This is a genomic window from Planomonospora antibiotica, from assembly GCF_014647955.1.
GTDB lineage: Bacteria > Actinomycetota > Actinomycetes > Streptosporangiales > Streptosporangiaceae > Planomonospora > Planomonospora parontospora.
Genome location: NZ_BMQE01000021.1, coordinates 1 through 10897 on the forward strand (window position 1 = coordinate 1; position 10897 = coordinate 10897).

Consider the following 10897-nt stretch of genomic DNA (forward strand, 5'->3'; position numbering starts at 1 on the left):
CCCATGCGTCAGTAAAGGGATAGCCAGGAACATACAGGCCCGATCTTGAAAAACGGAAGCCGTTCGGGAACCGGCGAAGTCGGTCACATCCGCCGATACCGTTCCGTGACCTATGGCGACCTCTGAAGGTCCCGCCGTCCTCGGACGTGGATCATGATGTCTTTGCAGCTAGGCCTCAGGTTGGGGCGAATGTGGCCAATGTTGCGTAATCGATCGACTGCTCTCGGTGGCGACACCTCTGTGATGCAGATCACACTGAAGAGGTGGCACCGATTCAGCGTCCGGCACGTCTAAAGGAACTCGAAAGGGGCCCCGACGGATCGTCGCGGCCCCTCTCTCCTCCGGTCGGGCGGGTCAGCCCACGTGCTGGCCTCCCGCGTACCGGTAGACGACGTAGGTCGACAGGCTGAAGTACGGCGAGGAGATCAGGTCGTAGCGCTTGTTGATGTCGGTGTCCCAGGCGAAGCTGTTGACGCCGTTGAGGTAGCCGAGCGCGCGCCCGGTGTCGTAGGCGATCAGCCAGGGACCGCCGCTGGCGCCGGCGGTGAACCCGCATTTCAGTGCGACGCCGTACTCGACCAGGTAGGTCGGGGCCGTCCTCTTCTGGGTCAGCCCGTCACAGGACTTCAGCTCCTGACCGTTGAAGGGCTTGGTGCCGTCGAGGTAGGGGGCGGCGGGGTAACCGAAGGCGAAGGTGTATCTCCCCGGGCCCCGCTTGAAGACCAGGCCCTGCCCGCCGACGTTGTCCTCCAGACTGCCGACGCTCTCCATCTCGTAGGAGCCGGCGGTCTTGCCGGGCTTCCACCGGAAGCCGTCGTGCACGGTGACGAAGGCGTAGTCGTAGTCGTAGTCGCCCTTGCCGACGAAGCTCTCGTGCAGGTTGAGGGAGTGCCCCACGTAGATCCCGTACGGGGTGGCGCCCCTGTCGTAGCCCGGGATGAAGATCCAGTATTCGGCGGACCTGGCCGACTTGGCGTCGTAGGCGCAGTGCGCCGCCGTCGCGACCAGGCTCCGGTTGGCTGAGGCCACCGAGGAGGCGGAGCACCAGTAGTCCTTGCCCCCGATCCGGAAGAACACCTTCCCGACGGTGATGGGGGCGGTGCCGACGGCCGAGGCCCTCTTCTTCGGCGAAGTGGGTTCGATGACCGGAGAGGAGTCCGTGGTGGTCGCGGTGGTGGCGACCGTCTGCTCTCCGGCCGCCGCCGCAGCAGCGGTGGTGGCCCTGCCCGTGCCGCTGGGGGTCGGGGAGGCCGGGGACGGGCTGGAACCGCTCTCACTGGGCTTCACTCCGGGGATCGCCGGGGTGTTGTCCTGCGCCTGCTTGAGCCGCGCCGGGCTCCAGTAGCTCGCGATCCGCTTCATGTCCGCGCTGTTGCGGGTCAGCTTGATGGACGTGACGCCGTTCGGCACCCCGTCGTAAGGACTGGCCTCAGCACCCCCGGGAAAGGCGGACAGCATGGTCACACAGGCGGCGACCAAGGCGCCGAGTGTGACTGCGAGCCGCCGGACGCGGGGGGACATGAGGGCGGTCCTTCCAGGGGTTCAAGACTTGGTAAGGGATGTAAAGAGTGATTTTTCCAGATCAACTGGGTTTTGGGCAGCTTGGTGTATGAATCCGATTCGACATCGTCATCCCGCCAAGCGTGCCCCTCAGGGCGTAAGAGCCCCGTGAAGACGGGGAAGGACCCGGCGGCCACCGGGCCCTCCCCGCATCGGGCCGCGCTTCCTCAGCTCGGGAGCTTCCCGGTCCAGCGGTTGGCGGCGGACTTGTAGATGCCGTAGGTCTCACCGTTGAAGTACGGGGTGGTGACCCGGTCGTAGCGGTCGTTGCCGTCGCTGTCGATGGTGAGGCTCACGACGCCGTTGACGTATCCGGTCCGCTTGCTGTTCTTGTACTGCAGCAGGAAGGGGCTGCCGCTGGCGCCCGGGGTGAAGGCGCACTTGATGGCCTGGTGCTCCTGGGCGTTGTACTTCGGCACGTCCGGGGCGTTGCCGGTCTTGCCGTAGCACCACTTCATGGTGTGCCCGCTGTACGGACGGTGGCCGTCCAGGTGGGCGTAGGCCGGGTAGCCGAAGGTGAAGACCTTCTTGCCCAGCTTCTGGTTCCAGCTGAAGCCCTGGCCGCCGACGTTGTCGCCCAGGCGGCCGGCGTCGGCCATGACGATCACGAAGTACCGGGTGTGGAAGTACAGCTCCTTCACCGTGGTCTTGACCCACTTCTTCACGAAGTACTGGGACTTGAACCAGGCGATCTCGGTGCCGTTGACGTCCTTGGTGGCCTCGAGCTTGCCGAGGAAGCCGCCGTCCGCCTTCTGCTTGACGAGCTTGTCGTACTCCTCCTTGCTGATCGGCGTCCTGACGGTCTTGCGCTCGAACTTGTTGCCGTTCTCCAGGCCCTTGGGCGCCTTGTCGTAGACGCTCTCGACCACCTCGACGGCCGTCAGCTTGACGCCGTTGCGGCCGGTGGCGACGTACTCCTCGATGTACTTCGCGGCGTCGGCCGGCTTGGCGACGTGCTCGACGGTCGGGTCGACCGCCTTCTTCCAGTACGGGCCGAGCTCGCCGTACTTCTCGTAGCCCTTCTCGAACTCGTCCTTGGAGATCGCCCGGTCCTCGGTGTACTTGAAGCCCTTGGCGGCCGTGTACGTGGACTTGCCGACCTCCTTCACGCCCGTCTGCTTGATGCCGTTGTAGACGTTGACGAACGCGTAGTCGTAGTCGTAGTCCTCGTAGACGTCGAAGTCGTGGTGCATGTTGACCCTGGCGCCGACGTAGATGCCCCAGGGGGCCTTGCCCTGGTAGTAGCCGGGGATGAACACGAAGTTGCTGAAGGGCTTGTTCGTGTCGGTGTCGTAGACGCAGTGGCCCGCGGTGGCGACCAGGTTGCGGTACTTCGACTGGATCGAGGTGCCGGAGCACCAGCGTTCCTGGCCCTTGTCGTCGAGGAAGAAGACCTTGCCGACGGTGATGGGCAGGTTGACGTTCCTCGACTTGCCGGCGGACTTGCCGCCCTCGCCGGTCGGCGCGACGATGCCGGGCCTGCCGTCGGCGGAGGCCGTGGTGCCGCCCACCCGCAGCCTGCCGGTGGCGGTGGACTCGGCGAGGTAGGTTTTCGCCTCCTTCAGCTTGGAGGAGGTCCAGTAGCCCGCGATGGCCTGCGCGTTGGCTGACGGGGCGAGTGTCGCGGACTTCAGGTCGGGCTCGGCGTTGGCGGTGCCGGAGAAGGCGCCGCCCGCCACGGAGGCGGCCACGAGAGCACCTCCCAGAGGGAGGGCGAGGTGCTTGACTCGGGGGTTCACGGTAGCTCCTTCTTTGTCATGAGCGCTCGGGTGGCTCACGCGTACGTAAAGAGACAAGAGGAGACCGTACTCAGCAAAGATGGTGTAAAGGAGCAGTAATCCGGCATCGGTATGGACCGTTATGATTTCGTTGCCGAATCGGCGGAACCGAAAGATCTCGGTCGGCGTCCAACCCGCTCCCCATCGGAAATCGTCGGCCAGACCCGCCAGGCGACCGCCTTGAGCTGCGGAGACTCCGAACCGCTCGCTGTTCGGGTGCGGTATCCCCGGGGTGCGGATGGAGCCTTCCATATCCGGGGCTTCGCGAATCGACGGTCAATCCACCGGTCGGTGCTCGGTGGGCTCCTGTCAAGCGTGCGCTTCATCGGGGAGGCCTTCCGGCGGCCCGTCTCCCGGCCTCGCGGCGGAAGGGACTTGCGGTCGTTCCGGCTTGTGATCTCGCGTCGATCCGCAGTCGGGCGAATGCCGTAAGTGGTTATGGTGTGATCGCAGGACGGGGTGCAGGGAGACGACTCCCCTCGGTGATCATGGGCGCTGGTGCTGTCTTCGACGGATGACTGCCCATGGATATCAAAAACGCATCCGACCATATATCATCAGCCTGAGTGATGATATATCTGTCGAGAGGCTTCCTGTGAGTAAGACCCTTATAGACCTTGATGACGAAGCTCTGGCCCTTGCTGCTGAGGAACTCGGTACGGGCACCAAGGTCGCCACTGTCAACGCGGCTCTTCGGGAGATCGCATACCGGCGGGCGGCGAAGAATGTCGCAGCGCTGCTGGATGAACTGGACCTTCCTCTGGGTCGGGACGATGCCTGGCCGGCGGGTGCGCATGAGGGTGTCGCGTGACCCTTTATCTCGTCGACAAGTCGGCGTGGGCGTGGCGGCAGCAGGATCCGGTGGCCCGTGCGGACTTCGACGGCATCCTGACCGAGCACAGTGTTGCCACGTGCCATGTGACGATGCTGGAGATGCTCTACTCCGCACGTAATCCGGCAGAGTACGAGAAGCTGCGGTTCCGGCTGCTCGGGATGAAGCAGCTGCCTGATCGAAAGGACCCCTCCTACGGGGAGGCCCTGGCGCAGGTCATGGATCGGGCGATGGATGTGCAGCGTCTGCTCATGGAGAAGGGGCAGCAGCGGCGGCCTGTGCAAGACCTGATCATTGCCGCATGCGCCGAGCAGGCCGGTGCCACGGTGCTCCACGTGGACAAGGATTACCCGATCATCGCAGCGGTGACCGGCCAGGCGGAACGCCGTCTGGCCACCACTCCGGGAACGGCCGGCTGAACCACCAGGGCCGGGGGTCATGGGGTGTTCCATTGCCATCCTGCTCTCCGTAGTGCTTCCAGGCATGACAGAGAGCGCACATAAGCTCTGGCAGTCAGAAGCGTCAAAGCTTGTATCCGCTGGTGAGGGCAGCAGAGAAGACGGCGCCCAGGTGGTCCGGGCGCCGTCTCCCGAGGAGGGCTACTTGGTCCAGCGGTTGGCCGCGACCTTGTAGACCTGGTAGGTGTCGCCGTTGAAGTACGGCGAGGAGATGCGGTCGTAGCGGTCGTTCTTGTCGGTGTCCCAGGCGACGCTGTTGACGCCGTTGAGGTAGCCGGTCCGGGTGGCGCTCTTGTACTTCAGCAGGAACGGACCGCCGCTGGCGCCCGCGGTGAAGGCGCACCTGAAGCCGACGTGCTCCTGGATGTTGTACTTCGGCGCGGCGGGCATGGCGCCGGTGGTGCCGTAGCACCACTTCATCGTGCGCCCGGTGAACGGCTTGTCGCCGTCGGGGTGGGGCCCGGCCGGGTAGCCGAAGGAGAAGACCTTGTTCTTCACCTTCTGGTTCCAGGCGAAGCCCTGGCCGCCGACGTTGTCACCGAGCCGGCCGACGTTCTTGACGATCGGCTGCCACTTGCCGTCCTTGTCCTTCTCCCAGTTCACCTTGTACCCGGAGTGGACGTTGACGAAGGCGTAGTCGTAGTCGTAGTCCTCCTTCACCACGAAGTCGTCGTGCGCGTTGAACCACTTGGCCGCGTAGATGCCGTACGGGTTCTTGCCGTCCCACGCCTGGTTCCCGTCCCAGTAGGACGGGATGAAGATCCAGTTGTCGTAGAACTGGTTGGTCTTCACGTCGTAGACGCAGTGCGCCGAGGTGGCGACCAGGTTGCGGTACCTGCCCTGGACCGAGGTGCCGGAGCAGTACTTCCAGCTCTTCGGATCCAGCGGGTTCGCCTTGGGCAGCGTGAAGAAGACCCGGCCGACCGTGTTGGGCAGGTTGACCTGCTTGCTCCTGGTGGTCGGTCCGCCTCCCGGGCCGCTCGGCGGGACGGCCCCGGCCTTGCCGGTGGGCCCGGCCGCCGAGGAGGCCTTGCCGCCCCGGACGCTGAGGTCGACGTCGCCGGTGGCGTCGGTGGCCCTGCGCATGCGCTCCGGCGACCAGAAGGAGGTCGCCTCGGCGGGGGTCTCCGACGCGGTGGACGTCACCACGTCGGAGGGGGCGGCGGTGGTGGTGCCGGCCGTGGTGCCGGTGGTGCTCGCGGCGCTCGCGCCGGCGGAGGTGGCGCCCATCGCTCCGGCGACCAGGAGGAGGCCGGTGAGGGGGACGGTGAGGCGCCGTGCTCGGGGATTCAATGGAGCTCCTTTCGTCTTCGGCGGCGGGCGGGACTTCCCGTCGCCAGGAAAACGCTGGGAACGCTACTGAGTGGATCACGAGTTAGGCCATGAATTGACGGGAAAAAGTCTGGGACGGTTCCCTCCGATGCGCTTCCGTTATTGAAATGCCGATTCGCTATCATTTAACGAATGGGCATATCCGCAGGCAGGGGCCGCTGTCGGCGGCTTCGAAAGGCGTCTTCCGTATCACCGGCATCATCGATCGACGTGCATTCCTCCGGTAACTCCGCGCACTTCGCGCTATCCAAACCGAACGACGTTCTGGTTTGATGTCCGCATGAGCGTGGACCCACGGACCCCCTGCCTCGTCGGCGTCGCCCAGCACACCGTCCGCGAGCAGCCGGGGCCGGAACCGCTGGACCTGTGGGAGCTGGTCGCCCGCCGGGCCGCCGCCGACGCGGGGGCTCCCGGCCTGCTGGAGCGGCTCGACTCGATCCAGGTCGTCTACACCGAGTCCTGGCAGTACGACGACCCCGCCGCCCGGCTCGCCGAACGCCTCAAAGCCGCACCCCGCCACCACGCCTACTCCACGGTGAGCGGTACGGCCCCGCAGACGCTCCTCGGCGCGGCCGCCGCCGCGATCGCCGCCGGGGAGACGGACGCGGCCCTGGTCGTCGGGGGCGAGGCGCTGGCGACGAGGAAGGCGTTGCGCAGGGCGGGGGAGCGCCCCGCGTGGAGCCACCGCGCCCATCCCCGGCCGCCCTACGGCTGGGAGCGCCCGCCGCACCCGGCCGAGTTGGCCCACGAGCTCTTCCTGCCCGTGCACACCTACGCGATCATGGAGACCGCGCGCCGGGCCGCGGCCGGGGAGTCCGCCGGGGACGAGCGGGAGGCCCGGGGCAGGATGATGGCCCCGATGACCCGCGTCGCCGCGGCCAACCCGCACGCCTGGCACCGGCGGGCGTGGACGCCGGAGGAGCTCGTCACCCCGGGCCCGGACAACCGCGTCGTCGGCTGGCCGTACACCAAGCGGACCGTCGCGTTCATGGACGTCGACCAGGCCGCTGCCGTGATCATGGTCAGCTCGGGGCTCGCCGACCGGCTCGGGATCGATCGCGACCGCCGCGTCCACCTGCGGGGCTGGGCGTACGCCGAGGACACCTGGGAGGTGGCGGCCCGGCCGGCCTTGGGGGAGTCCCCCGCGATGGCGGCCGCGGCCCGGCACGCACTGGACCGGGCGGGCACGGACCTGGACGGGATCGGCGCGCTGGACCTCTACAGCTGCTTCGCGGTCGCCCTCCGTACGGCCTGCGCCGCGACGGGCCTGGACCCGCTGGACGGGCGGGGGCTGACGGTCACCGGCGGCCTGCCGTACGCCGGGGCCCCGGTCAGCGTCTACGTGCTGCACTCCACCGCGGCGATGGCCGAGCGGCTGCGGGAAGGGGCGGGAGCGCCGGGGCACGGCCTGGTCACCGGGGTGGGGATGCACCTGACCAAGCACACCTGGGCCGTCTGGTCCACCGAGCCGGGCGACGCCTTCCGGGAGGGGCGGGGCGACGGGCTCGCGGCGCTGCGCGGGGCGGGCGGGCCGGTGCACGTCGCCGGGCCCGTGCCGATCGCCGACGTCTTCGAGGGGACGGGGACCGTCGCGGGCTACACCGTCGCGCACGGCAGGGACGGCGCGGCCGAGCGCGGGATCCTGGTCGTGGACCTGCCGGGCGGCGCCCGCGCGCACGCCGTCGTCCGCGACTCCGGGCTGGTCGCCGAGGCCGAGGAGGTCGAACTCGTCGGCCGGGAGGTCCGGCTGACCCCCGACGGGCCGGTGAACGTCGCCACCTGGTGAGGGGATCGGAGAGGGCGGGAGCGTAGGGTGCGGCCATGTTCGCCGTAACCGCAACCCAGACCGATCCCGACAACCCCCTCGCCGGGCTGACGCTCGGCGAACACCCCGAACCGGAGGTCCCCGACGGCTGGACCACCGTCACCGTGAAGGCCGCCGCCCTCAACCACCACGACCTGTGGACCCTCAAGGGCGTGGGCATCCGGCAGGAGCGGCTGCCCATCGTGCTCGGCTGCGACGCCGCCGGGCTCGACGAGGACGGCAACGAGGTCATCGTGCACTCGGTGATCGGTTCGGGGGCCGACGAGACGCTCGACCCGAAGCGGTCGCTGCTCTCGGAGGTGCACGACGGGACCTTCGCCGAGCGGGTCGCCGTGCCCCGGCGGAACCTGGTGCCCAAGCCCGCCGCGCTCGGCTTCGAGGAGGCGGCCTGCCTGCCCACCGCGTGGCTGACCGCCTACCGGATGCTCTTCGACAGGGCGGGGCTGGAGCCCGGCTCGACCGTGCTGGTCCAGGGGGCGGGCGGCGGCGTGGCCACCGCGCTGATCGCGCTGGGCCGGGCCGGCGGCTACCGGGTCTGGGCCACCAGCCGGTCGGAGGCCAAGCGGGCCCGCGCCCTGGAGCTCGGCGCCGACCAGGTCTTCGAGCCCGGCGCCCGGCTGCCCGAGCGGGTGGACGCGGTCATGGAGACCGTGGGCCAGGCCACCTGGGACCACTCCCTCAAGTCACTGCGCCCCGGCGGCCGGATCGTGGTCTCCGGCGCGACCAGCGGCGCCGTGCCCCCGGCCGACCTGAACCGGGTCTTCTTCCTGCAGCTGTCGGTGGTCGGCTCGACCATGGGCAGCCGGGACCAGCTCGCCCGGCTGGCCCGCTTCCTGGAGCAGACCGGCACCCGTCCCCTGATCGACCGGGTGCTCCCGCTGGCGCAGGCCCGCGAGGGCTTCGCGGCCATGCACGGGGGCGAGGTCTTCGGGAAGGTCGTCTTCACTCCCTGAGCGCGCCGGGGTCACCGGGTGCGCGAGGTCCGCGGAGTGCGCGGAGCACGCCGGGCACGCCGTGCACGCCGGGCGCGCTGTGTGCGGCCACGTGTGCCGAGTGCGCCGAGTGTGCCGTGCAGGCCATGTGCGCCGCGTGCGCCGAGGGCGGCGAGGGCGGCGGCCCCGCCCTGAGGAGGGGCGGGGCCGCCCGCATCAGGAGGATCACCGCAGGGCGTCGCGGATCCGGCGGGCCGCGTCGTAGAGCGCGTCCTGCGCGGCGGCCAGCGTCTCCTCCGTGACCTGCCGGCCCGCCGCGTCCCCGCGGACCTCCTCGGCGAACTCGGCGAGCATCTGCCCGAGCCGGTCGTCGCCGGCGGAGGAACCGGGCCCGGTGAAGCCGGTGGCCCAGATGCGCCGCCACTCCCGCTGCCAGCGCTCGGTCTCGTGCCTCCACTCCTGGCCGTGCCGCTTCCACTCGGCCTTCTGCTCCCGCCAGGCCTCGCGCTGCTCCCGCTTGGCCCGCCGGAACTCGTCCTTGGCCGCGCGCTCCTCCTGCTTGGCGCTCTGCCGCACGTCGCGGGCCATCTGGGTGAGCTCCTCGCGCAGCGACCGGACCGTGTCGCGCACGTCCTCCTTGACCTCGCGGGCGATGTCGCGGACGGAGTCGGAGATCTCCTGCTCCAGCTCGGCCAGCTCGTCCATCCTGGCCTCCAGCTCGGCGCGGCCGGCTTCGGTGAGGGTGAAGACCTTCTTGCCGGCCACGACCTCGTGGGTGACCAGGCCCTCCTCCTCCAGCCGGGCCAGGCGCGGGTAGATCGTGCCGGGCGAGGGGGAGTAGACGCCGAGGAAGCGGTCCTGGAGCAGCCGGATCACCTCGTAGCCGTGGCGGGGGCTCTCCTGGAGCAGCTTGAGCAGGTAGAGCCGGAGCCGCCCGTGGCCGAAGACGGGGCTCATGACGCCCTCCCGCCCGGGACCGTGCCGGAGGCGCGGCCGGTGTCGAACGAGCCGTTCACGAAGGGTCTCCCTTCAGGAGAGTGACGTCGCCGGAGACGGTGGTGGCCGACAGGGAGGCCATGCCCCCGCCGATCCGGCCGGTGAGCGCCTTCCTGCCGGGCTGGTCCACCCGGTCGAGCCCGGGGAAGGCGGTGCCGATCCGGCCGGAGGTGGAGCGGATCGCGACGTCGGTCTCCACGGAGTGCGGGAGCCGTACGACGACCTCGCCGGAGACGCTGTTCAGCGTGACGTGGCCGGTCGGCGGGAGCTCCAGGTCGGCGGTGATCCGGCCGGAGACGGTGCCGGCCTTCAGCCGGCGGGGCCTGCCCCGGGCGACGGTCAGGTCGCCCGAGACGCTCTTGAAGGACAGGTCGCCGACCAGCCCGCGGCTCTCCACGGGGCCGGAGACGGTGTCGGCGTTGATCTCACCGCTCACCCCGTCGAGCACGACCTCGCCGGAGACGCTCTTGACCGCGGTGCGGGCTTCGAAACCGGCCACGACGGCCGAGGCGGAGACCACCCCGGCGCCGACCGGGCAGTCCTTCGGCACGGTGAGCGTCAGCACGCTCTCCCGGCGGCCGGGGCGGAGCCAGCTGAGCAGCCCGTCCCAGGTGAGGTCCTTGTAGGAGACGGTGAGCGTGCCGTCGTCGTCGTGCGTCACGATCAACGGGATGTCTCCGACGGAGGTGACCTCCAGTGCGGGCGGGCCGTCGCTGGCCAGCACCGCCAGCCTGCCCGCCACGATCCACACGTTCAACCCGCTCACCGGGCCGAACGTGATCTGCTCGGGTTTTCCGACCGTCCATTCACGCATGTCCGTGACCTCCTTGTGGAAGACACGATATGTCGCGTCATTCGGGAGGTCAAGATATATCGTGTTTTATCCGCCGGGAGCCGATCCGTCCTGGGCCGTTCCCGTGTCGTCCGCCTCGCCGCCGGCCGTTCCCCGCCGCTACTCGTCCTCGTCGTCCAGCCGGGCCAGCCAGGTGGCCAGCCGGTCCACCGGGATCTCGAACTCGGGGTTGAGGTCCACGAACTCGCGCAGCCGCTCGGCCAGCCAGCCGATGCCGACCTCCTCCTCGCCGCGGCGGGTGACGAGCTCCTCGATGCCCCGGTCGGTGAAGTACATCGTTTCCCTCCTGATAGCGGGAGGTCCCCCACAGCCGTGCTGTGGGGGACCTCCC

General features: G+C 69.1%; 10 protein-coding genes. 4 read left to right on the plus strand and 6 right to left on the minus strand.

The annotated features are described in order from the left end of the window. Nucleotides 1–354 precede the first annotated feature (354 nt). Together IEZ06_RS19555 and IEZ06_RS19560 are read right to left on the minus strand one after the other, a co-directional pair. Entirely contained in the window at nucleotides 355–1521 is a 1167-nt protein-coding gene (locus tag IEZ06_RS19555; RefSeq protein ID WP_189238148.1) for a trypsin-like serine peptidase, read from the minus strand. Nucleotides 1522–1727: 206 nt separating this feature from the next. Then, nucleotides 1728–3299 carry a trypsin-like serine peptidase gene (locus IEZ06_RS19560; RefSeq protein WP_189238149.1) on the minus strand — a complete coding sequence of 524 codons (1572 nt, stop codon included), beginning with the start codon at nucleotides 3297–3299 and terminating at the stop codon, nucleotides 1728–1730. 553 nt (nucleotides 3300–3852) lie between these two features. Here IEZ06_RS19560 and IEZ06_RS19565 point away from each other — a divergent pair. Beyond that, nucleotides 3853–4149 (plus strand): type II toxin-antitoxin system VapB family antitoxin, encoded by a 297-nt coding sequence (locus IEZ06_RS19565; protein ID WP_203872027.1) that lies wholly within the window; start codon nucleotides 3853–3855, stop codon nucleotides 4147–4149. Continuing rightward, complete coding sequence (locus tag IEZ06_RS19570; RefSeq protein WP_189238150.1) at nucleotides 4146–4589, plus strand: PIN domain-containing protein; 444 nt, start codon at nucleotides 4146–4148, stop codon at nucleotides 4587–4589. The genes IEZ06_RS19565 and IEZ06_RS19570 overlap by 4 nt, the downstream gene beginning before the upstream one ends. Before the next feature lie 180 nt (nucleotides 4590–4769). On the opposite strand, the gene IEZ06_RS19575 is transcribed toward IEZ06_RS19570, so the two are convergent. Next, the gene (locus IEZ06_RS19575; protein ID WP_189238151.1) at nucleotides 4770–5921 is read right to left on the minus strand and encodes a trypsin-like serine peptidase; all 1152 of its coding nucleotides are present in this window, start codon (nucleotides 5919–5921) and stop codon (nucleotides 4770–4772) included. A 319-nt stretch (nucleotides 5922–6240) separates the two neighbouring features. Here IEZ06_RS19575 and IEZ06_RS19580 point away from each other — a divergent pair, with 319 nt between their 5' ends. Together IEZ06_RS19580 and IEZ06_RS19585 are read left to right on the plus strand one after the other, a co-directional pair. After that, complete coding sequence (locus tag IEZ06_RS19580) at nucleotides 6241–7746, plus strand: TLP1 C-terminal extension domain-containing protein (protein WP_189238152.1); 1506 nt, start codon at nucleotides 6241–6243, stop codon at nucleotides 7744–7746. Nucleotides 7747–7781: 35 nt separating this feature from the next. Then, entirely contained in the window at nucleotides 7782–8738 is a 957-nt protein-coding gene (locus tag IEZ06_RS19585) for a zinc-binding dehydrogenase (protein WP_189238153.1), read from the plus strand. Nucleotides 8739–8942: 204 nt separating this feature from the next. On the opposite strand, the gene IEZ06_RS19590 is transcribed toward IEZ06_RS19585, so the two are convergent. The 3 genes from IEZ06_RS19590 to IEZ06_RS19600 all read right to left on the minus strand — a co-directional run bounded on the left by IEZ06_RS19590 (nucleotide 8943) and on the right by IEZ06_RS19600 (nucleotide 10842). Then, entirely contained in the window at nucleotides 8943–9674 is a 732-nt protein-coding gene (locus tag IEZ06_RS19590; RefSeq protein WP_189238154.1) for a PadR family transcriptional regulator, read from the minus strand. A 55-nt stretch (nucleotides 9675–9729) separates the two neighbouring features. After that, nucleotides 9730–10527 (minus strand): DUF4097 family beta strand repeat-containing protein, encoded by a 798-nt coding sequence (locus IEZ06_RS19595; protein ID WP_189238155.1) that lies wholly within the window; start codon nucleotides 10525–10527, stop codon nucleotides 9730–9732. A gap of 138 nt (nucleotides 10528–10665) precedes the next feature. Beyond that, the gene (locus IEZ06_RS19600; protein ID WP_189238156.1) at nucleotides 10666–10842 is read right to left on the minus strand and encodes a DUF6104 family protein; all 177 of its coding nucleotides are present in this window, start codon (nucleotides 10840–10842) and stop codon (nucleotides 10666–10668) included. Nucleotides 10843–10897 lie beyond the last annotated feature (55 nt).